Annotated in this window: 22 protein-coding genes; 4 read left to right on the top strand and 18 right to left on the bottom strand. The window is 70.5% G+C overall.

The features are described from left to right. Positions 1 to 142 precede the first annotated feature (142 nt). A complete protein-coding gene (locus D7Y15_RS31150) occupies positions 143 to 3,919 on the top strand; it encodes a tetratricopeptide repeat protein (protein ID WP_121754845.1) in 3,777 nt (1,258 codons plus the stop codon). A gap of 55 nt (positions 3,920 to 3,974) precedes the next feature. Here D7Y15_RS31150 and D7Y15_RS31145 read toward each other — a convergent pair whose 3' ends face one another. Beyond that, positions 3,975 to 5,318: an isoaspartyl peptidase/L-asparaginase family protein gene (locus tag D7Y15_RS31145; RefSeq protein WP_233605156.1), complete on the bottom strand. Its 1,344-nt coding sequence runs from the start codon at positions 5,316 to 5,318 to the stop codon at positions 3,975 to 3,977. A 236-nt stretch (positions 5,319 to 5,554) separates the two neighbouring features. Between D7Y15_RS31145 and D7Y15_RS31140 the strand changes: the two genes are divergently transcribed. Next, positions 5,555 to 6,220 (top strand): type 1 glutamine amidotransferase domain-containing protein, encoded by a 666-nt coding sequence (locus D7Y15_RS31140; RefSeq protein WP_120598963.1) that lies wholly within the window; start codon positions 5,555 to 5,557, stop codon positions 6,218 to 6,220. Between the two features lie 10 nt (positions 6,221 to 6,230). Here the strand turns inward: D7Y15_RS31140 and sufT are convergent, their stop codons facing one another. From sufT to D7Y15_RS31105, 7 genes are read right to left on the bottom strand one after another with little or no spacing between them, the layout of a single operon-like run. After that, the gene (gene sufT / locus D7Y15_RS31135; protein ID WP_121754844.1) at positions 6,231 to 6,782 is read right to left on the bottom strand and encodes a putative Fe-S cluster assembly protein SufT; all 552 of its coding nucleotides are present in this window, start codon (positions 6,780 to 6,782) and stop codon (positions 6,231 to 6,233) included. A gap of 9 nt (positions 6,783 to 6,791) precedes the next feature. Then, entirely contained in the window at positions 6,792 to 7,244 is a 453-nt protein-coding gene (gene sufU / locus D7Y15_RS31130; protein WP_120580586.1) for a Fe-S cluster assembly sulfur transfer protein SufU, read from the bottom strand. Further along, entirely contained in the window at positions 7,241 to 8,470 is a 1,230-nt protein-coding gene (locus D7Y15_RS31125; protein ID WP_120580585.1) for a cysteine desulfurase, read from the bottom strand. Before D7Y15_RS31125 ends, sufU begins: the two co-directional genes overlap by 4 nt. Then, positions 8,467 to 9,777, bottom strand: a complete 1,311-nt coding sequence (gene sufD, locus D7Y15_RS31120) for a Fe-S cluster assembly protein SufD (protein ID WP_120580584.1) — start codon at positions 9,775 to 9,777, stop codon at positions 8,467 to 8,469. Before sufD ends, D7Y15_RS31125 begins: the two co-directional genes overlap by 4 nt. Continuing rightward, positions 9,774 to 10,556: a Fe-S cluster assembly ATPase SufC gene (gene sufC / locus D7Y15_RS31115; RefSeq protein WP_120580583.1), complete on the bottom strand. Its 783-nt coding sequence runs from the start codon at positions 10,554 to 10,556 to the stop codon at positions 9,774 to 9,776. The genes sufD and sufC overlap by 4 nt, the downstream gene beginning before the upstream one ends. Then, a complete protein-coding gene (gene sufB, locus D7Y15_RS31110) occupies positions 10,556 to 11,995 on the bottom strand; it encodes a Fe-S cluster assembly protein SufB (RefSeq protein WP_120580582.1) in 1,440 nt (479 codons plus the stop codon). Before sufB ends, sufC begins: the two co-directional genes overlap by 1 nt. Next, on the bottom strand, positions 11,992 to 12,489 hold the full coding sequence (locus D7Y15_RS31105; protein ID WP_120580581.1) for an SUF system Fe-S cluster assembly regulator: 498 nt from the start codon (positions 12,487 to 12,489) through the stop codon (positions 11,992 to 11,994). The genes sufB and D7Y15_RS31105 overlap by 4 nt, the downstream gene beginning before the upstream one ends. 200 nt (positions 12,490 to 12,689) lie before the next feature. On the opposite strand from D7Y15_RS31105, the gene D7Y15_RS31100 reads away from it, so the two are divergent. Continuing rightward, complete coding sequence (locus D7Y15_RS31100; protein ID WP_121754843.1) at positions 12,690 to 13,889, top strand: ABC transporter substrate-binding protein; 1,200 nt, start codon at positions 12,690 to 12,692, stop codon at positions 13,887 to 13,889. Between the two features lie 27 nt (positions 13,890 to 13,916). Here the strand turns inward: D7Y15_RS31100 and D7Y15_RS31095 are convergent, their stop codons facing one another. The 6 genes from D7Y15_RS31095 to D7Y15_RS31070 are packed head-to-tail and all read right to left on the bottom strand — an operon-like array spanning position 13,917 to position 18,644. After that, positions 13,917 to 14,105 (bottom strand): hypothetical protein, encoded by a 189-nt coding sequence (locus D7Y15_RS31095; RefSeq protein ID WP_120580559.1) that lies wholly within the window; start codon positions 14,103 to 14,105, stop codon positions 13,917 to 13,919. Then, on the bottom strand, positions 14,086 to 14,367 hold the full coding sequence (locus D7Y15_RS31090; protein ID WP_120580560.1) for a hypothetical protein: 282 nt from the start codon (positions 14,365 to 14,367) through the stop codon (positions 14,086 to 14,088). The genes D7Y15_RS31095 and D7Y15_RS31090 overlap by 20 nt, the downstream gene beginning before the upstream one ends. Positions 14,368 to 14,393: 26 nt before the next feature. Next, positions 14,394 to 15,266, bottom strand: a complete 873-nt coding sequence (locus D7Y15_RS31085; RefSeq protein WP_121754842.1) for a hypothetical protein — start codon at positions 15,264 to 15,266, stop codon at positions 14,394 to 14,396. Then, positions 15,260 to 16,342, bottom strand: a complete 1,083-nt coding sequence (locus D7Y15_RS31080) for a hypothetical protein (protein WP_121754841.1) — start codon at positions 16,340 to 16,342, stop codon at positions 15,260 to 15,262. Before D7Y15_RS31080 ends, D7Y15_RS31085 begins: the two co-directional genes overlap by 7 nt. Continuing rightward, entirely contained in the window at positions 16,339 to 17,877 is a 1,539-nt protein-coding gene (locus tag D7Y15_RS31075; protein WP_306464234.1) for a TadE/TadG family type IV pilus assembly protein, read from the bottom strand. The genes D7Y15_RS31080 and D7Y15_RS31075 overlap by 4 nt, the downstream gene beginning before the upstream one ends. Beyond that, positions 17,874 to 18,644 (bottom strand): TadE/TadG family type IV pilus assembly protein, encoded by a 771-nt coding sequence (locus tag D7Y15_RS31070; protein ID WP_120580564.1) that lies wholly within the window; start codon positions 18,642 to 18,644, stop codon positions 17,874 to 17,876. The genes D7Y15_RS31075 and D7Y15_RS31070 overlap by 4 nt, the downstream gene beginning before the upstream one ends. A 229-nt stretch (positions 18,645 to 18,873) precedes the next feature. On the opposite strand from D7Y15_RS31070, the gene D7Y15_RS31065 reads away from it, so the two are divergent. Then, the gene (locus D7Y15_RS31065; protein WP_120580565.1) at positions 18,874 to 19,560 is read left to right on the top strand and encodes a hypothetical protein; all 687 of its coding nucleotides are present in this window, start codon (positions 18,874 to 18,876) and stop codon (positions 19,558 to 19,560) included. Between the two features lie 33 nt (positions 19,561 to 19,593). On the opposite strand, the gene D7Y15_RS31060 is transcribed toward D7Y15_RS31065, so the two are convergent. From D7Y15_RS31060 to D7Y15_RS46650, 4 genes are all read right to left on the bottom strand, one after another. Then, entirely contained in the window at positions 19,594 to 21,141 is a 1,548-nt protein-coding gene (locus tag D7Y15_RS31060) for a DUF4388 domain-containing protein (protein ID WP_121754840.1), read from the bottom strand. Positions 21,142 to 21,158: 17 nt separating this feature from the next. Then, on the bottom strand, positions 21,159 to 21,977 hold the full coding sequence (locus tag D7Y15_RS31055; protein ID WP_233605157.1) for a hypothetical protein: 819 nt from the start codon (positions 21,975 to 21,977) through the stop codon (positions 21,159 to 21,161). A gap of 29 nt (positions 21,978 to 22,006) precedes the next feature. Further along, complete coding sequence (hemW, locus tag D7Y15_RS31050; RefSeq protein WP_121754838.1) at positions 22,007 to 23,212, bottom strand: radical SAM family heme chaperone HemW; 1,206 nt, start codon at positions 23,210 to 23,212, stop codon at positions 22,007 to 22,009. Positions 23,213 to 23,225: 13 nt separating this feature from the next. Further along, positions 23,226 to 25,553: plectin 1 isoform 8 (locus tag D7Y15_RS46650; RefSeq protein WP_304988691.1), on the bottom strand; the 2,328-nt coding region annotated here is incomplete at its 5' end.

Raw genomic sequence — 25,553 nt, 5'->3', positions numbered from 1 at the left:
CCCAAGCGCCAGCCGGTCAAGGCGGCCCCCGCCAAGCCCGCCCCGAAGCGTCGCTAGGGGACACAGCCGGGCTGGCTCCGGACAAGCACCTCAAGGGGAATATGGCCTCGCCGAGGGGATTGCATTATCCCTCGGCTCCCCTATGCGCACCTTTCGCAGCGGCCTGACCGCGCTCGCCCTCGTCGCCGGCCTCACCGGCTGCCCCCGGCCCTCCTCCGTCGTCGCGCCCCACGTGCTTGAGTCCGCCGCGGAGCGGGCCGGCCAGGCTGACGCGGAGGCGCGCACGCTCGCGTTCGCGGGCTTCCACGCGTACCTCGTCGCGGGCGATGTGAAGCTCGCCCAGCAGCGCTTCGACGCCGCCGTGCAGAAGGACCCTGGCGACCCGTACGCCCTGCAGGGACAGGTGCTGCTGGCCCGGCGCAATGGCCAGTCCGACCGCGCGCTCGCCGCGTCGCTGGAGCTGGTGAAGCGCGCGCCCCGCCACCCGGTGGCCGTCATCGCCGCGCGCTACGTGCTGGACCGCGTGGGCACCTCCCGCGCGGAGGACGACAACATCCTCAAGGGCGTGGACGCCGCGCTCACCGCGGGCGCCCGGGGTGAGACGGCCTACCTGCTGCGCGCCGCGCGCCTGTCGGTGGCGAGCCTGCGCGCGGACACGGCCACCCAGGCCCAGACGCTCAAGGACCTGGGCGGCGCGGGCGAGGCCACGCTGGTGGGGCCCTTCTCTCCCTTCCATGTGCTGGCCATCGACGAGCCCATCGCGCCGGAGAAGGACGGCTCCTTCGCGGGCCCCTTCACAGGCGCGTACGGCCCGCTGACGGCGCGCACGCTGCGCTCGCCGGACGGCCGGCTGGACCTGGGCGGCGAGCCCGGCCACGGGGACATGTACGCGCTGGGCATCGACGCGGAGGTGGCGCAGGCCGGCGTTTACGTGCTGCGCACGGTGAGCCAGACGTCGCACCGCGTGCTGATGGACGGCGCCCCCGTGCTGGAGCGCCGCGACTGGGCGCGCACCGCGTCCACGGTGAGCGTGCGCGCGCTGGAGCTCCCCGCCGGCAAGCACCGCTTCGTGGTGAAGATGTCCCGCGACAACACGCAGGGCGGCCTCTCCTTCGCGCTGCTGAAGGCGGACGGGAGCCCCTCCGGCGCGCGCCTCACCGCCGCCACCGGGCCCGCGCCGCGCTGGAACGCGAGCGCCCCGGGCGAGGTGGAGGCCCCGGACATGTACCCGGGCGCGGAGGACGTGGCCCAGGCGCTCCAGGGCGAGGCTGGCGAGACGCTGAGCAACTTCCTGGCGGTGCGCGACGGCCTGGCGCGAGACCTGGACGGCACGCACCGGCTGATGGCGAAGCTGGAGGCGACGACGCCCGCGCTGCTCACCCTGCGCGCGGAGCAGGCCGCGCAGGACCGCGGCATCCCGTCCAAGGTGGCGCGAGGCCGGGCCACGCGAGACCTGGAGGCGGCGCTGGCGAAGGACCCGGGCAACGTGGCCGCGCTGCTCTTGCGCGCGGACCTCTTCCTGGATGACGGCCAGCCGGCCACCGCGCTGGACACGCTGAAGACGGCGCGTGACGCGGTGAAGCCCGCGGGCTTCCCGGTGCACATCCTCCAGGCCCGCGCCGCGCTGGCGCTGGACGTGGATGCGCAGGCGGAGGTGGCCCTGGCCTCGGCGCTGGAGGCCCAGCCGGGCCTGTGCGAGGCGCTGGGCCTGCAGTCCTCGCTGGCGCGCCGTCGCGACGCGGTGACCCGCACCGACGAGCTGGTGAAGGCCCAGGAGGGCTGCCCCGGCGCGGACGCGCGGCGGGTGGACCACCTGCGCACGCGCGGCGACCTGGACGGCGCGGCCAAGGGATACACGCAGCTGCTCGCGCAGGACCCGGACAACCTCACCACCGCCGCGGCGCTCTCCGGCGTCTACGTGAGCCAGCGCCGCTACGACGACGCGGCGAAGGTGCTCCAGGCGCAGGCCGCCGTGTGGCCGCGCAACGCCGAAATCCTCAAGCGGCTGGCGGACGTGCGCGAGTACGCGGGCCAGGGCGCGGAAGCCCTGAAGCTGCGCGAGCAGGCGCTGAAGCTGGACGGCACGGACCTATCGCTGCGCCGCGCGGTGGAGCGCGCCAAGACGGGCAAGGAGGTGCTGGCGGCGTACGCCATCGACGGCAAGGAGGCGCTCAAGGCCTACGAGGCGGCGCCCGTCACCGGCGGCAGCGCGGCGGCGTACGTACTGGACGCGGCGGCGGTGCAGGTCTACCCGGACGGCTCCATCGTCAACCGCATCCACACCATCCAGAAGGCGCTGGAGCAGTCGGGCGTGCAGGAGATCGCGGAGGCGAACATCCCCCGCGGCGCCCAGGTGCTGGCGCTGCGCACGCTCAAGGCGGACGGCCGCGTGCTGGAGCCGGAGAACATCGAGGGCAAGGACACCATGAGCCTGCCCGGCGTGCAGGTCGGTGACTCCGTGGAGGTGGAGTACCTGCTGCCCGAAAGCGACCGCGGCCCCGCGCAGCCGGGCTTCACCGCGTCCGCGTTCTACTTCCAGATCGCCAACCAGCCGAACGCGTGGAGCACGTACACCGTGGTCGCGCCCAAGGGCAGCGGCATGAAGGTGGACGCGCACGGCATGAAGGCGCCGCCGCCAGAGGTGAAGGGCGACGTGGAGGTGTTCCACTACGACGCGCGCCGCGTACCGCCGTTCATCCCGGAGCCGGACGCGCCGCCCTCTGGCAATGAGTACCTGCCCTTCGTGATGGTGGGCGCGGGCGAGACGGGCAACGACGGCCTGGCGCGCGTGTACGGCGACGCGTTCCAGGACCGGTGGATCCGCACCTCGGAGGTGGAGGCGTTCGCGCGCCAGGCCACGGAGGGCAAGAAGGGCCTGGAGGCGGTGAAGGCGCTGCACTCCGCGGCGATGAAGCGCTTCTCCGGCCGCGACGCGAGCCTGGCGCAGTCCGCGGCCTCCACGGTGGCTCAGGACCGCGGCAGCCGGCTCACCGTGATGAAGGCGGGCCTGGAGACGCTGGGCATCCCGTCGCGCGTCGCGGCGATCCGCACCTTCAACACCGACCCGTCGCCGTACCTCTTCCCGGCGGACGCGCTGCTGCCCTACGCGGCGCTGCGCGTGGAGGTGCCAGGTGAGCAGCCGGTGTGGCTGGACACGTCCGTGCGCTACGGCCCCTTCGGCGAACTGCCGGAGACCGCCACGGGCGAGCGCGAGGCGTACCTGCTGCCGGAGCCCGGCAAGCCCCTGCAGAAGGTGAAGACGCCGCCGCTCAAGCCGCGCACGGGCAAGGACGTGAAGCTCACGCTGGAGCTGGGCGCCGACGGCAGCCTCAAGGGCCAGGGCGAGGAGGTCTACTCCGGCTTCGAGGCCGCTCAAATCGCCGAGGCCTTCGAGCAGCTCTCCGCGGAGAGCCGCAACCAGGCGCTGCAGGGCGCGGTGGCGCGCTACTTCGGCGGCGCGGAGCTGTCGTCCGTGAAGCTGGAGCACGAGGAGGCCGTGGGCGCGCCCTTCGTGCTGCGCTACGCGTTCACCGTGCCGCGCTTCGGGCGCATGGAGGGCGACAGCCGCATGGCGCTGGGCCCCCTCACCTTCCCCGCCCTGCTGGGCCGGCGCTACGTGCAGCTGTCCACGCGCACCACGCCGCTCTACATCGACGACACGGAGGCCAGCCGCACCAACGTCTCGGTCACCCTGCCCCAGGGCTGGAAGCTCAGCGACCCGCAGACGGGCCTGAAGGTGGACAGCCAGTTCGGCCACTACACCCGGTCGGAGAAGCAGGACGGACGCACGCTCAGCATCTCGGAGTCCTTCAACCTGCCCCGCGCCCGCGTCAGCCCGGCGGAGTACGAGAAGTTCTCCGGCTTCGCCGGTGACGTGGACCTGCTCCAGGTGCGCGAGCTGTTCCTCGTGAAGCAGTAGTCCTCGAGCCGCTTCCGCGCACCCGTCAGGGGTGCGCGGAGCCGGGCCCGGCCGCCTAGGGCTGCTGGAAGATGGCGACGGTGGGCGTGCCGTCCTCGCTGATGTAGCCGCGATACATGCCGCTGGAGTTGAAGGGCATGGCCACGTGGCCCTGGCGGTCCATGGCGATGACGCCGCCCTCGCCGCCGGCCTTCACCAGCACATCGTTGATGACGTAGCTGGCGGCCTCCGGCAGCGGAAGGTCCTGGTACTCGACGCGGGCGCAGATGTCGCGCGCCACCGTGTAGCGGATGAAGAACTCGCCGTGGCCCGTGGCGGAGACGGCGCAGCGCTCATCCGCGTAGGTGCCCGCGCCGATGATGGGCGCGTCCCCCACCCGGCCGAAGCGCTTGTTGGTCATGCCGCCCGTGGACGTGCCCGCCGCGAGGTTGCCTTCCTGGTCCAACGCCACCGCGCCCACCGTGCCGAACTTGTGGTCTCCCGTGATGGGATCCACGCCCGGCGTCAGCGATGAGCCGGGCTGCGGCTGCGAGGGCGTCGCGGGCGTCGCGCCTTGCGTGGGCAGCTGCGCCGGTGATGACGGCTGCGCGGGCGTCGCGGGCTGGCCCGGCTGCGGCGCCGACGCGGGCGGCTGCGCGGGCGTCAGCGGCTGTCCGGGCGTTGCGGGCGATGCGCCTTGTGCGGGCGGCTGGCCCGGTGCGGAAGGCTGTGCGGGCAACAGGCCCTGCGTGGACGGCTGACCCTGTTCCGCGGGCGGTGCCCCCTTCGCCTTCTCCTGCTCCAGCGCGCGCTGGAGGCCCTGCCAGCGCTCCTCCGTGTAGAAGTACTTCGCGTCCACCAGGGGCATGCCCTGCGACTGCGCGAAGGCCTCCGCCCCGTCGCCCACCATCATCACGTGCGGCGACTTCTCCATCACCAGCCGAGCCAGGTCGATGGGGTTCTGGATGTGGTGCACACCGGCCACCGCGCCGGCCATGCGCGTCTTGCCGTCCATCACCGCCGCGTCCAGTTCGTTCACGCCGTCGTGGTTGAACACCGCGCCCTTGCCGGCGTTGAAGTACGGCGAGTCCTCCATCACGCGGATGGCCGCCGTCACCGCGTCCATGCTGCGGCCGCCCTTCGCAAGCACCGCGTGCCCCGCCTGGAGCGCTTGCGTGAGCGCGGCGCGCATCGCGGCCTCGCGCTCCGGGGTCAGGTTCTCGCGCGAAATCACGCCCGCGCCGCCATGGATGACCAGCCCCCACTTCGGCTTCACGCGCGGCGGCTCGTCCGTGCGCAAGGCCGCCTCGTCGCGCGCGGCGCCCGCATGCGACGACGTGGCGCAGCCCAGCGGGGCCAGCAGCAGCGCGGTGCTCGCGAGCAGGCCGCGGTGCATCCGTGAAGAAAACGAGGGGGACATGCCGTGCGCCTCCAAAAGGGGGCCCGCGTTCAGGCGGACTGCCTTTGTCGTAAAGCCGTTCCCCCAAGGCGTCCAGCGCCGCCGCATGCCGCGCCGCACCACCCCGCGAGAAGGCATCACCCCAGGCGCCTGCCTGTCCGCCTGCCCTCCGCTTCCCCTCCCGGAAGGGCATGACCACTGTGCAGGTTCGGGTTGTAGGGCATGCCCGGACATCGCGACATCGGGAGGACAGGGCAATGAAGAAGCTGAAGGGGATGCGAGTGGCCGTGCTGGCGGCGGATGGCTTCGAGCAGGTGGAGCTGACGCGGCCGGTGAAGCGCCTGGAACGAGAGGGCGCGCGCGTCACCGTGGTCTCCCTTCACAAGGGCCGCATCCGGGGCATGAACCTGCTGGTGCCCGGCCGCAAGGTGCGCGTGGACGCCACGCTGCGCGACGTGAAGGCCGCGGACTTCGACGCGCTGCTCCTGCCCGGCGGCTTCATGAACCCGGACTTCCTCCGGCAGAGCGCCCTGGCGCTGGACTTCGTGAAGGACGCGGACCTGTTGGACATGCCCATCGCGGTCATCTGTCACGGGCCGTGGCTGCTCGCGTCCGCGGGACTGCTGGAGGGCCGGCACCTGACGTCCTGGCCGGGCATCCGCAATGACATGGAGAACGCGGGCGCGCACTGGACGGACGAGCCCGTGGTGCGCGACAGCAACTGGGTGTCCAGCCGCGGGCCCCACGACCTGCTCGCCTTCGAGCACGCGATGGTGGAGCTCTTCGCGGAGCGCATGTCGCCCGCCATCGCCCGCCGCTCCACTGCGGAAGCCGCGCCGCGCTGGCCCCGCTGGCTCGCGGGTGGGCTCGCCGCCGCGGCCACGCTGGGCCTGGTCGCGCGCGGCCGCAAGGCCCTGGTCTAGCGACGAGCGCTCACATCCAGCCCAGCTGGAGCCGCGCCACGTCCGACATGCGGCTCTGGTCCCACTGCGGTTCCCACACCAGCTCCACGTGGGCTTCCTTCACGCCGGGCAGCGAGGACACCTTGGAGCGCACGTCCTCCACCAGCACCTGCCCCATGCCGCAGCCGGGCGCCGTCAGCGTCATCTCGATGTCCACGCGCTGACCGCCTTCGTCCATCGGCGTGGCCTTGCACGTGTACACCAGCCCCAGCTCCACGATGTTCACCGGGATCTCCGGGTCGTAGACCGTGCGGAGCTGCTCCCAGACCTGCTCCTCGTGGAACTCGCCGGGCGTGACGCTCTCATCGGTCGTCTTCGCCTTGGCGGCGTACTCCTCGCCCAGCACGTCCGCGTTCTTCTCGTCGATGCGGAACAGCTGGCCGTACGGATCCTGCACCGTGACGTTGCCGCCCAGCGTCTGCACCACCGTCAACTCCGAGCCCGCCGGCAGCAACACCTTGTCCCCGCTGGGGATGAGCATCGCGTCCACGTCGCGCTCGATGACCGTCATCGCGCCTCGCATGACCCCTCCCTACTCCGTCGACACCGACGTGGAGCGGCCGTCCAGCGCCGCGTTCAGCGTGTGCCACGCCAGGCTCGCGCACTTCACCCGGGCCGGGAATTCGCTCACGCCCGACAGCACCGCGAGCTTGCCCAGCGACTCCACGTCCACCTTGTCCGGCCCTTCGGTCACCAGCGTGTGCACGCGCTCGAAGAGCGCGTGCGCCTCTTCCCGTGTCTTGTCCTTCACCGCGCCCGTCATCAGCGACGCGGACGCCTTGGAGATGGCGCACCCCTGGCCCTGGAAGCCGATGTCGCGGATGACGCCGTCCTCCAGCTTGAGCGTCACGGAGAGCTGGTCGCCGCACAGCGGGTTGTAGCCCTCCGCCGCGCAGGTGGCGCCCTCCACCACCCGGAAGTTGCGCGGGCGCTTGGAGTGCTCCAGCACCACCTCCTGGTACAGGTCCTTGAGGTCCGAGCTCACGCGAACACCTCCTTCACCTTGTGCAGGCCCTTCACCAGCGCGTCCACGTCCTCACGCGTGTTGTAGAGCGCCAGCGACGCGCGCGCCGTGGCCGCCACCCCGAAGCGCTGCATCAGCGGCTGGGCGCAGTGGTGCCCCGTGCGGATGCAGATGCCCTCCTGGTCCAGGATGGTTCCCACGTCGTGCGGGTGGACATCCTCCAGCGTGAAGGACAACACGCCCGTCTTGTGCGGCGCCGTGCCCACCAGCTTGAGCCCCGGAATCGACTGGAGCGCGTCCGTCGCGTACGCGAGCAACCACTGGTCGTGCTGGGACACGTTCTCCATGCCCACGGCTTCCAGGTAGCGGATGGCCGCGGCCAGCCCCACCGCGCCCGCCATGTCCGGCGTGCCCGCCTCGAAGCGGTGCGGCACGCGGTTGTAGACGGTCTTCTCCATCGTCACGGAGAGGATCATGTCCCCGCCGCCCTGGTACGGCGGCAGCGACTCCAGCATGGCCAGCTTGCCGTACAGCACGCCGATGCCCGTGGGCCCGAAGAGCTTGTGCCCGCTGAAGGCGTAGAAGTCACAGCCCAGGTCCTGCACGTCCACCGGGAAGTGCGTCACCGACTGCGCCCCGTCCACCAGCACCGGGATGTTCTTCGCGTGCGCCTTGGCCACCAGCTCCTTGATGGGGTTCACGGAGCCCAGCGCGTTGGACACGTGCGTGATGGCCAGCAGGCGCGTCTTCTCCGTGAGCAGCGCGTCCACGGTGTCCATGCGCAGCTCGCCGCGCTCGTCCACGGGAATCACGCGCAGCTTCGCGCCCGCCGCGTCGCACACCATCTGCCAGGGCACGATGTTGGAGTGGTGCTCCATGGCGGAGATGAGCACCTCGTCGCCCGGGCCCACGTGCTTGCGGCCGTAGGTGGCGGCCACCAGGTTGATGGCCTCCGTGGTGCCGCGCACGAAGATGACCTCGCGCACGTCCTTGGCGTGGATGAAGCGGCGCACCGTCTCGCGCGCGTCCTCGAAGGCCTGCGTGGCGCGCTCGGAGAGGATGTGCACGCCCCGGTGCACGTTCGCGTTGTCGTGCGTGTAGTAGCGCGTGATGGCGTCCAGCACCGCCTGCGGCTTCTGCCCCGTGGCCGCGCTGTCCAGGTACACCAGCGGCCGGCCCCGCACCTCCTGCCGGAGGATGGGGAAGTCCGCGCGCACTCGCGCCAGGTCGAATCCAGGGCCGCTCATCCCATCACCTCCGCCGAACCCGGCAGCTTCTCCGCGAGCAACGCCTCCACCCGCGCGCGCACCGGACCCTCCGGTACCGCGCGCACCAGCTCGCTGGCGAAGGCCTGCGTCAGAATCCGCTCCGCCTCCACCTTCGGGATGCCGCGCGAGCGCAGGTAGAACAGCGCGTTGTCATCCAACCGGCCCACCGCCGTGCCGTGAGCGCACTTCACGTCGTCCGCGAAGATCTCCAACTGCGGCCGGGCGTCCACCTGCGCGCCCTCGGAGAGCAGCAGGTTGCGGCTCTGCTGGCTGGCGTCCGTCTTCTGCGCGTCCTCACGCACGCGGATCTTCCCGTGGAAGGTGCCGCGCGCGCGGTCGTCCAGCACGCCCTTGTAGAGCTCACGGCTGGAGCAGTGCGGCACCGCGTGGTCCAGGTCCGTGCGGTTGTCCAGGTGCTGCGTGCCCCGGCCCACGAACAGGCCGTTGAGCACGCACTCGCCGCCCTCGCCCGCGAAGGCCGCGTGCACTTCATTGCGAGCCAGCGCACCGCCAAACGAGAACGCGTGCGACTGGAAGCGGCTGTCGCGCCCCTGCCGCGAGTACAGCCCGCCCAGGTGCAGCGCGGTGTCACCCTCCGCCTGGAGCTTGAAGTGGCGCAGGCTGGCGTTGTCCCCCAGCGACACCTCCGTCACCGCGTTGGTGAACGTCGCGCCCGAGCCCAGGCTCGCGTACGTCTCCACCAGCGTGGCCTCGCTGCCTTCGCCCGCCACCACGACGATGCGCGGACTGGCCAGCACCGGCCCGTCGCCGCCGCGCGCGAGGAACAGCAACTGCACCGGCACCTCGCTCAGGGCGCGAGGCGCGAGCGTGAGCAGCGCGCCCTCTTCCAGCAGCGCCGCGTTGAGCGACGTGAAGGCATGCCCCGACGGCCGAGCGCGCTGGCCCAGCGTCTCCTGCAACAGCGCCCCATCCTCGCGCAGCGCCTGCGACAGCGGCTTGAGCACCACTCCGCGCGGCAGCCCCGCGAGCACCGACAGCGCCGGCACGAATCTCCCATCCACGAACACGAGCCGTGGACCGGGCAGCGCCAGCCGCGCCACCGCCTGCGCTACGTCCTCGCCCACGGACACGTCCCGCACGGGCTGGAACGGATGCGACGACAGCGTGGCCACGGGCGTGTACTTCCACTCCTCGTCCTTGGACGTGGGCAGACCGCGCGCCTGGAACTGGCTCAAGCCCTCCTCACGCAGCGCCTGGAGCCACGCAGGGACATCCGCGCGCGCCTGGAAGGCCCGGGCCACGTCCACGTAGTGGGACGCGCTCATGGCCGAGCCTCCTTCGCCTTACCGGCCCCCTCCCCGCCAATCCAGCCGTAGCCCTTCTCCTCCAGCTCCAGCGCCAGCTCGCGTCCCCCCGAGCGCACGATGCGGCCCGCCACCATCACGTGCACGTGGTCCGGCACGATGTAGTCCAGCAGCCGCTGGTAGTGCGTAATCATCACGATCGCCCGGTCCTTCGCGCGCAGCGCGTTCACGCCACCCGCGACGATGCGCAGCGCATCGATGTCCAGGCCCGAGTCCGTCTCATCCAGCAGCGCCAGCCGCGGCTGGAGCACCGCCATCTGGAAGATCTCGTTGCGCTTCTTCTCTCCGCCGGAGAAGCCCTCGTTCACGGAGCGGTTCATGAACGCCGCGTCCAACTGCACGAGCTTCGCCTTCTCCTTGGCCAGGGAGAGGAAGTCCATCGCGTCCAGCTCTTCCTCGCCCTTGGCGCGGCGCTGCGCGTTGAGCGCCGTGCGCAGGAAGTGCAGGTTGCCCACGCCGGGAATCTCCACCGGGTACTGGAACCCCAGGAACACGCCCGCCTTCGCGCGCTCCTCCGGCGGCGTGCCCAGCAGGTCCTTGCCGTCGAAGCGCACGGTGCCCTTCGTCACTTCGTACGTCTCACGCCCCGCCAGCACGCCCGCGAGCGTGCTCTTGCCGGAGCCGTTGGGGCCCATGATGGCGTGCACCTCACCAGCGCCCACCTCCAGGTTGATGCCCTTGAGGATGTCCTTGCCGCCCACGCGGGCATGCAGGTCCTGGATGCTCAACAACGACGCCATCACCCCACGCTCCCTTCCAGACTCACGCCCAAGAGCTTCTGCGCCTCCACGGCGAACTCCATGGGCAGTTCCTTGAAGACCTGCCGGCAGAAGCCGTTCACGATCATCGACACCGCGTCCTCCTGCGAGATGCCGCGCTGCCGGCAGTAGAAGAGCTGGTCCTCGCCAATCTTCGACGTGGACGCTTCGTGCTCCACCTGCGCGGTCGCGTTCTTCACCTCGATGTACGGCAGCGTGTGGGCGCCGCACTCGTCACCCAACAGCAGCGAATCGCACTGCGTGTAGTTGCGTGCGTTCGCCGCGCTCTTGAGCACCTTCACCAGGCCCCGGTACGTGTTCTGCCCGCGGCCGGCGGAGATGCCCTTGGACACGATGGTGGACCGGGTGTTCTTCCCGATGTGCACCATCTTCGTGCCCGTGTCCGCCTGCTGCCGGTGGTTGGTGAGCGCCACCGAGTAGAACTCGCCCACCGAGTCATCCCCCTTGAGGATGACGCTGGGGTACTTCCACGTAATCGCCGAGCCCGTCTCCACCTGGGTCCACGAAATCTTGGAGCGCTGGTGCGCGATGCCGCGCTTGGTGACGAAGTTGTAGATGCCGCCGCGCCCCTCCGCGTCGCCCGGGTACCAGTTCTGCACCGTGCTGTACTTGATGGACGCGCCGTCCAGCGCCACCAGCTCCACCACCGCCGCGTGCAGCTGGTTGGTGTCGCGCATGGGCGCGGTGCAGCCCTCCAGGTAGCTCACGGAGGCGCCTTCATCCGCGATGAGCAGCGTGCGCTCGAACTGGCCCGTGTCCGCCGCGTTGATGCGGAAGTACGTGGACAGCTCCATGGGGCACTTCACGCCCTTGGGCACGTAGCAGAACGAACCGTCGCTGAAGACCGCGGAGTTGAGCGCCGCGAAGAAGTTGTCGGAGAAGGGCACCACCGTGCCCAGGTAGCGCTCCACCAGCTCCGGGTGCTCGCGCACCGCTTCGGAGAACGAGCAGAAGATGACGCCCGCCTTGTAGAGCTTCTCCCGGAACGTGGTGGCCACCGACACGGAGTCGAACACCGCGTCCACCGCGACGTTCTGAAGGCGCTTCTGCTCCTCCAGCGGGATGCCCAGCTTCTCGTAGGTGCGGAGGATTTCGGGGTCGACCTCCGACAGGCTGTCCTTCTTCGGCTTCTGCTTCGGCGCCGAGTAGTAGCGGATGGCCTGGTAGTCGATGGGGTTGTACTTCACCGCCTGCCACGACGGCTCCTTCAGCGTGAGCCAGTGGCGGTACGCCTTCAGGCGCCACTCCAGCATGAAGGCCGGCTCGTTCTTCTTCGCGGACAGGACGCGGATGACGTCCTCGTCCAGGCCGGGCGGCAGCGTGTCCGACTCCACCTGGGTGACGAAGCCCGCCTGGTAGCCCTTGCGGGTGAGTTCCTGGATGGTTTCGGTGGTGCTCATGAGCGGACTCCCGTGACGGAAGCGGGAGCGCTGATGGACGCCGGCAGGCCCAGGCCCACCAGCCGCTCCGGCATGCGGGGCGCGGGCGCGCGCAGGTCCGCGAGCGTCAGCTTCCCCAGCGCTTCCTGGATGGCTTGGTTGATGAGGCGCCAGTGGCCTCGCACCTGGCAGACGGATTCCAGCTCGCAGGGGCCCGCGGGCTTGCCCTGGTGCTGGCCACACTCCGTGAGGGACACCGGCCCCTCCAGCGCGGACACCAGCTCCGCCAGCGAGATGGCCTCCGCCGGACGTGCCAGGCCGTAGCCGCCATTCGCCCCCCGGTGCGACACCACCAGACCCGCCTGCAACAGTCCCTTCAGGACCTTGCTCGCGGACGGAAGGGCGACATGCGTGCGCGCCGCCAGCTCTCGCGTGGTGCGGGTTTCCCCGTCCGCGCGCGCCAGCTCGGTCATCAGCACGATGCCGTAGTCGGTCATCTTGCTCATCCGGAGCATGTAGGGGTGTCTCCTGTGGCTGTCCGCGGGCCCGATGCCCGCGACGGCCTCTTATGTAATGTGGACCTGTTCAGTCCACATTCAAATCCAGAGCGCTTCCCTGCCCGTTACGTCGGGTGTGGGTTCGCCGCACTCCACCGAGCAAGCTAGGGTGGAGCCGTCCGCTTTTTGAGTCCGTCTCCCCCCGAGGAGCCCCACCGATGCGCCGTTCCCTCCCCCTCCTGCTCACCGCGCTGGCCCTGGCCCTGGTGGGTTGTGAGAAGAAGTCCGCCCCGGCCCCCGCGCCCGCGCCCGCCACGCAAGAGGGTGGCGCCACGGCCGCTCCGCCGGGACCTCCGCCGGCGGGCAGCATCCTCATTGGCGAGGTGGGCAGCCTCACCGGCTCCGAGGCCACCTTCGGCATCTCCGCGCGCAACGGCATCGACCTGGCGCTGCAGGAGGCCAACGCCGCGGGCGGCGTGCGCGGCCAGAAGCTGGTGGTGCGCGTCTACGACAGCCAGGGCCGGCCGGAGGAAGGCGCCCAGGCCGCCACGCGCCTCATCGCGCAGGACAAGGTGGTGGCGCTGCTGGGTGAAGCCGCGTCGTCCGTGTCCATGGCCATGGCGGACAAGGCGCAGGCGGGGAAGGTGCCCATGATTACGCCCACCTCCACCAGCCCGGAGGTGACGAAGAAGGGCGACTACATCTTCCGCGTCTGCTTCATCGACCCGTTCCAGGGCCTGGTGATGGCGAAGTTCGCGCGGGAGAACCTGAAGCTGTCCAAGGTCGCGGTGCTCACGGACAACAAGAGCGCCTTCTCCGTGGGGCTGGCGGAGGTCTTCAACCAGAAGTTCAAGGAGTTCGGCGGCACCATCGTCGGCAACGAGAGCTACTCCAAGGGCGACACGGACTTCCGCGCGCAGCTCACGTCCATCAAGAACCTGAAGCCGGAGGCGGTGTTCGTCCCGGGCTACTACACGGACGTGGGCATCATCGCGAGGCAGGCGCGCGAGGTGGGCCTGCGCGTGCCGCTGCTGGGCGGTGACGGCTGGGACTCCGACAAGCTGTACGAGCTGGGCGGCTCCGCGCTGGAGGGCAGCTACTTCTCCAACCACTACTCGCCGGACAACCCGGACCCCGTCGTGCAGAACTTCCTGAAGACGTACAAGGCCGCTTACGGAGCCGTGCCGGACAGCGTGGCGGTGCTGGCGTACGACGCCGCGCGCCTGCTGGTGGATGCGATGAAGCGCGCGCCGGACACTTCGGGCCCCGCGCTGCGAGATGCCATCGCGTCCACGAAGGACTTCCCGGGCGTGGCGGGCACCATCAACCTGGACGCCAACCGCGACGCGGTGAAGCAGGCCGTGGTGATGAAGGTGGAGGGCGGCAAGGCGGTGTTCGTCACCACCGTGAAGCCCTGAGCCGCTTCCGGCCGCCCGTCCCCGGCGTCAGGGGATGGGCGACTGGATGATGTAGTAGATGGACTGGAAGTAGGTGTTGAGGGCCCGCAGCAGTTGGACGAGGAACGGCCAGCTCATCACGGTGAAGCCGAAGAACGCCGCCGTGATGACGCCGTACTCCGACATGGCCTGGCCACGCTGGAGGGCCTGCTTCAGGCTAGTGCGCGTCTTCTTCACCGGGCGCCTCCATCTTCGTGTCGCCGCCGCCCTTCTTTCCCGTGCGGCACTGGTTCATGCACTTGTCGCGCGCCTGGCCGGCGACCTTCATGCAGTAGGGGATGGCGTTCTTCGCCTTCTCCTTGCAGACCTTCTCGAACTTCGCCTTGTCGTCCGCGCAGCGGCGCTCGCAGCTGGGGCCAGCAGCCAAGGCCTGCGGGGCCCACAGCAGCGCGCCCACGCTCAGGGACAGGGCCAGGACCGGGTTCTTGAAACGCTTCATCACTCGTCACTCTCTCCGCGCCGCGTTCACGGCGCGGCCTGGGCCCGCATCAGGGACAGGTGGAAGTCCACCGACTGCTGCGCGGCGGGTTGCCTCAAGGTGGCCTGTCCGCGCAGCCCCGTGCGCGTCAGGCTCAGCTGGGTCTCCTGGAAGCCCTCCTCCTCACGGGCCTCCGTCACGCTCCAGCCCTGGTCGCGCAGTTGCGCGCGGTAGGCCTGCTCCGCTTCGGAGAGCGTGGTGTCAGGCACCCGGCCCGACACGGTGATGCTGGTGGCGCCCTCCATCCGCAGGGACAGGGACGCCACGTCCTGAAGGCCCCGGGGCACCGGGACGCCCGAGGGCACCCGGCCGGCGCGCTCCAGGTAGTTGCGCATGCGCGCCGAGGAGACGAAGACCAGGGTTTCGCCCCCCTGGTGCAGCGTGGACATCAGCCGCACCTCGTCATCCTTCGGGACCCAGTACCCCACGTAGCCGGCGTTGTCGTTGAAGCGCACGCCCACGACGGGCAGGCCCTCGTCCAGGATGACCTTGCGGTAGTGCTGCAGCACCTGGTCCGACGAGTCCTGCGTGGAGAACCACGCCACCGCGATGGGCGTGTCCGGCCCCAGGTAGTCCGCGGCCAGCGCCTCCGGGCGTCCGGCCTTGGGATAGGGCGGGAAGTACGTCAGCGTGCGGGCCAGGACGGCCTCGTCCCGCTTGGAGCGCGTGGGGCCGCTCTGCGCCGCCGTCGCCTCCTGGTCCAGTTCGTCCGCGGCGGCCTCCGCCCGCTCCAGCTCCGAGCGGGCGCCCCCGTAGCGCGCCTCCTCCATGCCCATGCCGATGAGGACGCCCGCCACCGCCACCGTCACCAGCACCGACGCGGTGCGAAAGGCGGGATGCGCGGTCAGCGCCTTCAGCACGACTCCGGATCCTTGCACCCCATGTACCATTCACCCCGCTGCCCGTGCTTGTAGGTGTTCTGGTTCTTGTCGTTGTCCCAGTCACGCCACTCCTGGTTGAAGTAGCGGGTGCTGCCCTCCTGGTCCACGGTGTTGGCCGGGGTCTGCATGTTGGCCAGGTGCGGGTGGATGGACACGTACGGGTTGTTGGGCGAGTCCTCGAACATGAAGAGCATGGCGCCGTCCAGCAGGTCCTGCGTCAGCGCGCTGCGGAAGTCCATCATGCTGCTCTTCATGGTCATGGCGCCGGTGACGTTCGAGTACACGTAGTCCACGCGCTCGTAGAACTCACCGCTGGAGTCCGACGGGGAGATGTCCGCGTCCTCCGTCAGCGCCCAGGTGTCGGTGATGATGCTCATGCGCTGTTCCTTGAGGAAGTACGCATTGCCGCCCGCGCTCATCTCGCCCTCCTTGCCCGCCTGGGCGTTCGAGTGGACGTTCCCCTCGCCCTTCCAGTTCTTCTTGGTCAGCTCCTTCTTGCTGAACTCCGGAAGGAACTGCTCGGGCAGCAGGTAGTTCTCCACCACCGCGCGGGCGGAGCACTCGATGTAGCCGCCGTTGGTGAACTGGCCCTGGTACTGGCCGGCCAGGCCGCCCAGCGACGCCGCGCCGGTGTCCGGCGCCTCGCACGTCACCTGCTTGGCCTTGTCGTTCATCCAGCACACGTGGGCGACGACCGCCAGGTGGTGGTCCAGGTCCTCGCAGTCCGCGTAGTTGCTGCCGGACATGGCGTCCGGCCGGTCGATGCCGGACTCGTGGTCGCAGTAGGTGAGGCGGGCGTTGTGCTGCACGTTGGAGCTGCCGCCCTGGGGGCCGCTGCCGCCGCCGCCGCTCTGCTTGAGCGCCTTGGTGTAGTCCTGCGTGGTGAAGTCCCAGATGGTCGTCACCGCGGCCTCCTGGGCATCCAGCGAGTAGCGCAGGAGGTCGTCCAGGAAGAGCGCGTACATGAAGATGGGGATGAGGACGATCATCGAGAGCGCCATCTCCACGGAGGCGGCGCCCCGGACGCGGCGGCTCTGCGGGTGCACGGAGCTCATAGGGCCAGGTCCTTGGCGCCCGCGAGGTCCGCCGCGTCGCTGTTGCCGGCGCGGTTGAGCACGCGCGAGGCTTCCTGCGCGGTGAACGGGTGCAGCTTCACGCGCCAGTAGGGGTTGAAGAGGCCCGGGGCCTCCTTCCAGCCGTTGGGGCCCAGGCGGTGGTAGTAGACGAGCGCCTTGGAGAGCGCCGCGCCTTCGCCGGGCGCCAGCTGCAGCTTTCCGTCGCCCTGGGCGCCGTGCGTGAGCGTGAAGGAGCCGGTGTCGTTGAGCTCCCACGGCGCCTTCTTCGGGTCACCCACGAAGAACTGCTTGGTGACGTAGCTGTAGACGTGCGGCTGGCCCCAGTCCGTGTCCGGGTTGTCGTCCGCGCGGAACTTCATGAAGCAGTTGCCGCTGGCCGTGCAGGACATCAGGTCCTTGGTGTTGATGCCCTTGAACTCGTCGTGCTGGCCGCTGTGGGCGCCGGAGGGCTCGTGGCTGCCGCCGTTCTCGCTGCTCTCCACCACGGCCTTGTAGGTGCCCACGCCGAAGCCGTGGCGCCACTGCGACAGGAGGGTGCCGTGCTCGTCCGCGACCACGACCTTGCCCTCGTTGCCGGTGACCTGGCCGGGGCCGTGGATGTTGCTCTTCGTCTGGGCGACCTTGGCCGTGCCCTGGTGGCCCATGATGACGTGCGTGCCCTCACCCGGGATGTCCTTGAGCAGGTCCTTGATGAAGTCGCTTTTGAAGTAGGTGGGCAGCCCGTTCATGATGACGGGCAGGCTGCGGTTGGCGGCCCAGCTGGGGCGAGAGGCGTTGGAGATCTCCGTCATCACCTGGGCGCGGGCCTTGTTGCTGGAGTTGGCGCGCGAGCAGTTCATGCCATCCACCGCGCAGTCGAACTCCTCGCCGTTGAGCCCGCCCACGGACGAGTCGAGCGAGTTGGCGCCGGGGACGTTGTAGTCGGTCAGGTTCGACAGGTTCGCGGACTGTCCACCGCGCACGGCGCTGCGCGCCTTGCTGTGGGCGGACTTCTGCGAGTCATGGATGCTGTTCGCCATCTTGTTCAGGTCCTGGATGACCTTGTTGAACTTGTCCTCCACGTCCTTGACCTTGGAGTCGTAGTCGCTGGCCTTGGAGCTGTAGTCCATGGCGATCATCAGCGCTTCAATCGCGTCGAAGCAGTGCTGGAAGTTGTAGGGCGGGCACTGCGCCACCTCCAGGGCCGCGACGATGAAGAAGCTCATCTGCCCGGCGCGCATCATGTCGCCGGTGGCGCTGGCGGCGGCCATGTACGCGTGCGCGGACGTCATGCCCACGTAGGAGGACGCGATGGCCCGGTTGCTGGCCGCGTAGTAGTTGAGCGCGCGCGCCTCCACGACGCCCATGGAGTAGGCGAGCGCGTCGCTGTGCTGCTGCAGGCTCATCTTCTCCCGCAGGGCGTGGCTCAGGTTGAAGCTCAGCGTCGTCATCAACGCGAGCAGGAGGAACGACAGGCACGCGAGCACCAGGGCCTGGCCCCGGTGGCGGCGCTTGGGCCGGGAGGCGGACCTCACGGTTCGAACGGGAAGATGCATTCGTTCTCCTCCGGAAGTTCCTTCTGGGTGAGGTAGATGTTGGAGTGCATCCGCATGATGTACGTGGCGCGGATGGGCAGGATGTAGAGCTTGTTGTCCGCCGCGGAGTCGTACTTGGACATCTTCTTGACGATGAACTCGTCGCGGTCCGAGTCCTTGCCCAGGCGCAAGACGTACGGCAGGTCCCGGCCGCGCGCGATGTTGTAGATGACCATGTCCGCGAACGGGATGGGCATGCGGTAGTTGAACGTCACCTGCACGCTCAGCTTGGTGCGCAGGCTGTCCGCCCAGCCGCCTTCTCCGGAGGCGACCTTCGGATCATCGAAGTCCATCTCCTTGTTGCCATGGGAGCCGGAGCCCATGTTCCCCTTGAGGGGGCCGCAGATGGTGACCTCCGCGAACTTCAGGCCGGAGGCGTCGTTCATCTTGTTCTTGGAGATGTCCCCGGATTCGAACTTGGACTTGAAGTCACCGGCGCTGGTGATGGGCTTGATGATCTCCGCGCCCCCGCTGGCGGCCGTGCTCACCATGGGCAGCAGCACCGCCAGTGCGGCCTTCTCCATGGTGGGGATGTCCGCGTTGTGCAGGGAGCCGGCGCGCACGGCCTTGTAGGCCGCGTACTTCGTGAGGAGCCGGGCCTGGTGCATCAACCCCAGTTGGAGGATGCCCAGCAGCATGAACACGAACAGGGGCAAGACGATGGCCGTCTCCACCGCCGCCTGGCCTGATTCGTTGCCGCGCCTCATGCTTCGCCCCTGTACTGAAAATACCCCAAGGTGGGAGTCTTCCCGACCCATTGTGCCGTTACCATACCGCCCGTAGGTTCGGCGGGAATCGGCCAAGTGGCCGGGAATGCAGGCCCGGCCACCGGGCTTGCGGACATTATCGGGCCGGCCGGGGCCCTGGGTGCTTGACGCTGTGCGTATGCCATGGTTGGCACGGGCATTCGCGTTGAGACGCAGGGAGACGAATCGCATGAACTGGCACGTGGCGAAGCGAATGGGCGTGGTGCTGGCGGTGGCGTTGCTGGCGGCCTGCAGTGACGACGGCGAGGGCGGCGGCAAGACGGACGGAGGCACCACCTCCGATGGGGGCACCAACACCGGCAAGTCCCTGGGGCCGGGCCTGGGCCGTTCGAAGGACGACCCGACGGGGCAGGCCTTCGCGCTGCCGGCGGGGCTGACCCTGGAGAACCCCATCGTCGCCTACGTGCCGGAGAACCCCGAGGACTGCGACGACAAGTACTCGGACGAGGCCAATGGCACGGGCGAGGAGGTGCGGGTGTGCCTCATCTTCAACAACACCACGAGCACGCCCATCACCGTGACGCTGCCGCCGGGGCTCATCCTCAAGTCGACCAGCGACGACGTGCAGAACGGCATCATCGTGCAGACGGTCAGCATCGTGGTGCCGCCGGGTGAGCGCTACTTCGCCCCGCTGTTCGCCTACTGCGTCAACCAGGACCGCTCCACGACGGGCCTGGACGACCGGTATGAGCTGGGGCCCGCCGTCACGCACAAGGACTTCCAGGAGGTGTTCACGCTCCTGGCGGGCAAGAAGCTCACGCGTGAAGCCGCCGCTCGCGTCCAGACCGTGGTCCACCACGTGTCCCAGGGCGAGGGGCTGTCCGCCGCCGACCGCGCCACCCTGCAGAGCCTGTAGCCCCGCACCCGAGGTCCTTCGTCCGGCGGGCCTTCACCGCCGCCGGGCAATCTCCTGGATGAGCGCCACGTAGCGGCGCTGCTGGGGGTTGAGCTTGAAGGCCTTGCGGAGGGCATCCTCCGCGAGCGCCCACTGGCCCTCGCCCCGGGCCACGTCGCCCAGGAAGGCCCAGCCCTCTTCCAGGCCGGGCTCCTGGCGCGTCAGCTCCTGGAGCTCCTGGAGCACCAGCCGGCCGTGCGCCTCCGGCTTCATGAGGTAGCGCGCCCAGGCGCGGTGGGCCTGGTACAGCGGACGGGGGTCGATGTCGCAGGCGTATTCGAAGTACTCGAAGGCACCCGCGAAGTTGCGCGCCTCCAGGCGCCGCTTGGCCTCGTCGAACTGGGTGGTGGCGTCCAGCAGGTCCGTGCGGATGCGGAACTGCTCCGCGGTGGAGGGCCGGCCGGTGTTGCTGCGCGCCTTCTCCCGGTGCGCCTGCCGGCGCTTCTTCCACAGCGCGTTCTGCTCCGGCTCCGACAGCAAGCCGTAGGCCCGCGCGTACGCGGCGAGCATCCCTTCCGCCTTCTCCTTCAGCTCCGAGGTCTGGAAGCGCAGCGGAGAGAAGCGGTCCGCGGCGGCGAGGAACGCCTTGCGCAGCGCCACCGGCTGCACGTCCTCCGGCACGTCCAACAGCGCGAACGGATCCAGGCCGCGGTGGTTGAGGAACGCGCCCACGAGCGCGTTGCGCGCGGCCTCGTCCTCGTCCGCGAAGGGCGTGCCGGACGGGGCCTGCGCCGGCACGGGCACCGGCGTGGAGACGGGCTCCGGGGCGGGCGCGGCGGCGGGGGCCTTGCGGGCCAGCTCCTCGGCTCTCGCGTCCGCGTCCTCCGCGAAGCCCGCCACGCCCAGCAGGCACAGCGCGTAGAGCCGGCGCAGCACGGAGTCCATCTCGAAGCCGGTGCGCTCCAGCAGCTCGTTGAAGGTGGGCCGCTGACGCAGGGCCTGGAACAGGCGCGCGTCCTTGGAGGACAGCTTGGGGGCGGACTCCACGCCGGGCATCTGCCCGAAGCGGCGGTCGTCCGTGAAGGTGAAGTGCGTGGCGACGGTGTCGAAGGGCAGCTGGGTGGAGACGCCCGTGAGGATGAGCTGCGCGGTGTTGGCGCGCACGGTGGCGTCCGGGTGCTCCACGTCCGCGATGAGGCGGTACTTCGCCTCCGTCCAGCGGAAGCAGTCCAACAGCTTGTGCGCCAGGTTCGCCTGGAGCTGCTTGTAGAGGTCGAAGGGGCTGATGAGCCCCTTCTGCACGAGCAGCCCGCCCAGCTGCATGCCCGAGGACACGCTCTCCGCCAGGGACTTCTGGTAGTCGCCTTCAGTCAGGCGGCCCTTCTCCACCAGGTACTTGCCCAGCGTCTCGTGCAGGAGGTTGGAGTTGCACCCCACCGGCGCGCCGTCCTCGAAGGTGATGCGCTTCTCGCGCTGGCGCACCTTGAGCTCCAGCGTGCAGGTGCGCTCCTCCACCATCAGCGCATGCAAGAGCAGCGGGAAGGGCGTGTCCGCCAGCAGGCCCTCGCGCTGGCGCAACACCTGGGACGGCAGGGGGAACATGCGCGGAAAGCCTACTACTACTCCGCGTCGTCGCCGCCCATGTCGTCCGCGGCGTAGGGCTCATCCTCATAGACGCCGTAGGGGCCGTAGGTGTCGTGAGTGGGCAGGAAGCGGGTCAGGTACGCCCCCACGCCCATGAACACCAGGGCCACGGCGGCGTACGTCAGCGGGCGGGACGGACGGGCCCGGTACGCCCACCAGCGGTCGCGGCGCTTCTGGAAGCGCGGGGCGATGGCGTACTCGCGCCAGGCGGCGTCGCGGGCGTCCTTTGCCTCGATGTCCAGCCCCTCCTTGTCCAGCGCGCGCGACAGGAGCACGCGCCCCTCCACGGAGCCCTGACGCACCTGGAGGAAGCGCTCCAGGGCCTCACGCGCGCCCTTGAAGTCGCCGCGCAGGAGGCGGAAGCGGCCTCGCTCCAGGTCGATGGCGCCCTGGCGGTAGTCGGCGTCCAGGCGCTCGGCCTCGGTGAGCAGCAGCTCGCCCCGGGGCGCGTCGCCCGCGCCCAGGTAGGCCACGCCCAGCAGGTAGAGGGTGTCCACGTCGTCGTCGCCCGCGTCCAGGTTGGGGCGCAGCAGGTCCACCGCCTCCTGGTAGCGCTTCTGGCCCACGCGGATGTCGGCCAGCTCCGCGCGGGCGCGGCGGTCGTGGGTGTTGGTGAGGATGGTGCCCGCGAGCTCCCCCGCGCGCTGCCACCGCTTGAAGGCGCGCATGGGGCTGGGCAGCACCTGCAACGTGAACCGGTCCGCCGCGAACAGCAGCACGGCCAGCAGCCCCAGGGACAGCAGCGGGCTGCCCGTCAGCATGGTGAGGCCCATCCACATGAACCACTTGGTCAGCACGGTCGACTCGTCCTTCCTGGATCCACCTACAGCAGCCGCGCGCAGATGGCGCTGTGCACGTCCGCCCCCCGCTCCGTCAGGGCCAGCCTGCGGCCATGACGCGTGGCGAAGCCGTGGGCCACCAGCCGCTCCACCTCCGCGCGCCGGGGCTCCACGGGCTGGCCGTATCGCTCACAGACGGCCTCCCAGTCCACCCCCGACACCAGGCGCAGGCCCATGCTCAGCCGCTCGGCGAAGAGCTCCTCGGGGCCCAGGTCCTCGCGGCTCGCCTCCGGGAGCCTCCCCTCCTCCACCGTGCGCAGGTAGGCCTCCGGGCTCCGGAGGTTCACGTAGCGGTGGGGCGTGGGGGACAGCAGCATGCCGGTGGCGCCAACGCCCAGGGCCAGGTACTCGCCGCCGGTCCAGTACAGCGCGTTGTGACGGGAGCCGAGGCCGGGGCGTGCGTGGTTGGACACCTCGTAGCGGGTGAGGCCGTGCGCGCCGTACACGTCGCGCACCACCTGGGCCATGGCCACCACGTCGTCGTCCTCCGGCAGGGAGAGCTCGCCGCGGTCCAGTTGCTTGGACAGCGGCGTGGACTCCGCCAGCACCTCGCGCTCCACCGTCAGCGCGTAGGTGGACAGGTGCTCCGGCTCCAGCGCCACCGCGCGGCGTGCGTCCGCCTCCACCTGCGCGACCGTCTGGCCGTGCACGCCGTAGATGAAGTCCATCGCCACCACCGGGAAGGCCGCCTGACGCGCCGCCGCCACCGCGCCCTCCACCATGGCGGCGTCGTGCGCGCGGCCCAGCGCCTTCAGCGTCTGAGGCTGGAAGGACTGCACGCCCAGGGACAGCCGGTTGATACCCGCGGCGCGGTAGCCGGCGAAGCGCTCCGCGTCCGCGCGCTCCGGGTTGCCCTCCAGCGAGACTTCCAGGCCGGGGGCGAGCGACATGCGCGCGGCGATGCCCTCCAGCACGCGCGCCACGTGGCGGGGGTGCCACAGGGACGGCGTGCCGCCGCCCAGGAAGAGGGACTCCAGCGGCTTCGTGCGCAGCGACGGGTCGGCGGCGAGGCGCGCGTCCAGCTCCGCCAGCACCGCGTTCGCGTAGCGCTCCTCTGGCACCTGGCGCGCTACCGCCACCGCGAAGTCGCAGTAGGGGCACTTGGCCAGGCAGTACGGGAAGTGCAGGTACAGCCCGAAGCGGGCCGCCTGCATGCCCGTCAATGGGTCCGTGGGCGCGGCGAAGGACATGGAGGTCCAACCTCTACTTCAGAGCCTTCAATTGCGCTTCCAGCCGCGCCACCTTCGCCTTGGCACTGGCAGCCGATTCGAGCGCTGCCTCGGCCGCCATCAGCTTGCGCTTCATGGAGGCCACGTCCGCCTTGAGCTGGTCGCGCTCCGCCGCCAGGTCCGCGGGTCCGTCCGCGCCGGCGGCAGGGGCCGCCGCGAGCTTCGCTTCGAGCGCCTGACGGGCCGCCTGCTCCGCCTTGAGCGAAGCGCTGACCTGGGCGAGCCGGGCCTCCAGCGCGGCCTTCTCCGCCTGCCGTGTGTCACCCGCCTGGGCCTGGGGTTCGCCGAGCTTCGCCTCCAGCGCGGCCCGCTCCACGTGCTCCGCTTCGAGCGCGGCGCGAGCCTCCTCGAGTTGCGACTCCAGCGCCGCCTTCACGCCCTGCTCCTCCAGCAGCGTGACGTCGGACTGCGCGAGCTTCGCCTCCAGCAGCGCCTTCGCGTTCTGCTCCGACGTGAGCTTCGCTTCGAGCGCGGCCTTCGCCGCGTCCAGGTCCTTCACGCGGGCCGCCTGCGCTTCGGCGACGCGCCGCTTGGACTCGGAGGCTTCCAGCGCGCCCTCCACCATCTTCACGCGCTGCTGGAGCCGGTCCACCTTGTCCGCTTCCGCGCGGGCCGCCTCCAGCTGCTCGCCGAGGGAGACCAGCTCATCGCGCTGGCCGTCATGTCCCGCGCTCAGCGCCTCGGCGCGGCCCTCGGCCTCGGCGGCCTGCACCCGGGCGTCCGCGATCTCGGCTTCCACCGCCTCACGGCGGGCGCGCTCCAGCGACAGCTCCTCCTGGGCCTTGGCGACCAGGGCCTGCTGGCGCTGCACCTCCGCCTCGCGCTGGCCCGCGGCCGTCTCCAGCATGGACACGCGCGCGGAGTAACCCACGCGCTCCGCCTGCGTGGTGGCGAGCTTGCGCTCCACGGCGGCCAGCTGCTGCTGGTGCGCCTCACGCTCGGTCTGCGAGGCCGTGGACCGGGCGGTGAGCTCCGCCAGCTGGGCCTCCAACGCCGCCGCCTTCGCCTCGGCCTCGTGGACCCGGACCTCGGCCTCGTGCACCGCTTCGCCGAGCGCCGCCGCGTCCGACTCCATCCGGTCGCGCAGCGAGACCTGTTCGACCTCCGCGGCCTCCAACACCTCGCGCAGGGAGGCCAGCTCCGACTCGGTCATGCGCGCGCGGACCTCCGCGGCCTCGACCTCCGAGCGCGCGGCTTCACGCGCCTGGGCGACCTCCGCCTCCAGCTCGCGCACGCGCGCCTGGACCCGGGCGACCTCCGCGGCGCGGCCCTCCAGGGCACTTCTGAGCGAGGGCAGCTCCGCGGCCTCCGCCGTGCGCGCGGTGAGCGCGGCGCGCAGACCCACCGCGTCCGCGTCCTTCAGCGCGAGCGCGCGCTCCAGCTCCGTCACCTGCGTCTGGAGCGTCTTGAGCCCGTCCTCCACCACCGCGAGCTGCCGGCGCGCGGCGTCCCGCTCGCCCTCCATCCCCTTCGCGTGGGTTTGCGCCTCCTCCAGCGAGCTGCGCGACCAGTCGCTTTCGCTCTCCAGGGCACCCATGGCGCCCTTCGCCTCCGAGAGCGCCGTCTCCAGCTGGCTGATGTTGAGCGCCTGCGCGTCGCGCTCGGTGGTCAGCCGCTCCACGTCCGCGAGCAGCGACTGGTACTGCTCCTGGACCGCCTCCAGCGCGCCCTGCGCCTCGGACTTGCCGGAGGCCAGCTCCGCCATGCGGTCCTGCGCGAGCCCCAGCGCCTCCTTCGCGCCGACCAGCTCCTCCGCCATCGCCCCGCGCGACTCGCGCTCGGCGTGGAGCTCCTCCGTCAGCCGGGGGACCTCCGACTCCACCTCCGCCAGCGCGCGCGTGAGGTCCTTGCGGTCCGCCTCCGACGCGGCGAGCTCCGCCTCCAGCGAGGCGACCTTCGCCTGGGCCAGCTTCAGCCGCTGCTCGTCCTGCGCCGGGGCACCACCGCCGCCCTCCTTGCGCGCCTTCTCCAGCGAGGCCTTGAGCTGGGTGACTTCGCCCTCGCGCTCGGCGTACAGCGCGCGCGCCCGGGCCAGGGTCTCCGTCTTCTGCTTCAGGATGCCCCGGAAGAACTCCAGCTTTTCCTCCGGCGAGCCTCCCATGGGCAGCCGGGGCTCGGCGGGCTCCGCGAAGGGGTCCCCCTTGCCGGGGCTGCGCGCCGCGGCCGCCGGGGACGGAGGCGTGGTCGTGGGCAACCCTCCACCCCCGATGGGCGCGGGGTTCGTGGGCACCCGGACAGCGGGCGCGGCGGCAGGGGCCGCGGGCAAGCCTGCGGCGGGCCGCCGGGGCGGCAGGGGGGGAGG

This window comes from Corallococcus sp. AB030 (assembly GCF_003668965.1).
Taxonomy (GTDB): domain Bacteria; phylum Myxococcota; class Myxococcia; order Myxococcales; family Myxococcaceae; genus Corallococcus; species Corallococcus exiguus.
The sequence above is the reverse complement of the archived record's forward strand: the minus strand, read 5'-3'. Positions and strand labels throughout refer to the sequence as shown.

Excerpts from the sequence above, each read along its gene's own strand:
- D7Y15_RS31150 (WP_121754845.1), top strand. The coding sequence starts at position 143 with ATGCGCACCTTTCGCAGCGGCCTGACCGCGCTCGCCCTCGTCGCCGGC.
- D7Y15_RS31145 (WP_233605156.1), bottom strand. The coding sequence starts at position 5,318 with ATGTCCCCCTCGTTTTCTTCACGGATGCACCGCGGCCTGCTCGCGAGC.
- D7Y15_RS31140 (WP_120598963.1), top strand. The coding sequence starts at position 5,555 with ATGAAGAAGCTGAAGGGGATGCGAGTGGCCGTGCTGGCGGCGGATGGC.
- sufT (WP_121754844.1), bottom strand. The coding sequence starts at position 6,782 with ATGCGAGGCGCGATGACGGTCATCGAGCGCGACGTGGACGCGATGCTC.
- D7Y15_RS31125 (WP_120580585.1), bottom strand. The coding sequence starts at position 8,470 with ATGAGCGGCCCTGGATTCGACCTGGCGCGAGTGCGCGCGGACTTCCCC.
- sufD (WP_120580584.1), bottom strand. The coding sequence starts at position 9,777 with ATGAGCGCGTCCCACTACGTGGACGTGGCCCGGGCCTTCCAGGCGCGC.
- sufC (WP_120580583.1), bottom strand. The coding sequence starts at position 10,556 with ATGGCGTCGTTGTTGAGCATCCAGGACCTGCATGCCCGCGTGGGCGGC.
- sufB (WP_120580582.1), bottom strand. The coding sequence starts at position 11,995 with ATGAGCACCACCGAAACCATCCAGGAACTCACCCGCAAGGGCTACCAG.
- D7Y15_RS31105 (WP_120580581.1), bottom strand. The coding sequence starts at position 12,489 with ATGCTCCGGATGAGCAAGATGACCGACTACGGCATCGTGCTGATGACC.
- D7Y15_RS31100 (WP_121754843.1), top strand. The coding sequence starts at position 12,690 with ATGCGCCGTTCCCTCCCCCTCCTGCTCACCGCGCTGGCCCTGGCCCTG.
- D7Y15_RS31090 (WP_120580560.1), bottom strand. The coding sequence starts at position 14,367 with ATGAAGCGTTTCAAGAACCCGGTCCTGGCCCTGTCCCTGAGCGTGGGC.
- D7Y15_RS31080 (WP_121754841.1), bottom strand. The coding sequence starts at position 16,342 with ATGAGCTCCGTGCACCCGCAGAGCCGCCGCGTCCGGGGCGCCGCCTCC.
- D7Y15_RS31070 (WP_120580564.1), bottom strand. The coding sequence starts at position 18,644 with ATGAGGCGCGGCAACGAATCAGGCCAGGCGGCGGTGGAGACGGCCATC.
- D7Y15_RS31065 (WP_120580565.1), top strand. The coding sequence starts at position 18,874 with ATGAACTGGCACGTGGCGAAGCGAATGGGCGTGGTGCTGGCGGTGGCG.
- D7Y15_RS31060 (WP_121754840.1), bottom strand. The coding sequence starts at position 21,141 with ATGTTCCCCCTGCCGTCCCAGGTGTTGCGCCAGCGCGAGGGCCTGCTG.
- hemW (WP_121754838.1), bottom strand. The coding sequence starts at position 23,212 with ATGTCCTTCGCCGCGCCCACGGACCCATTGACGGGCATGCAGGCGGCC.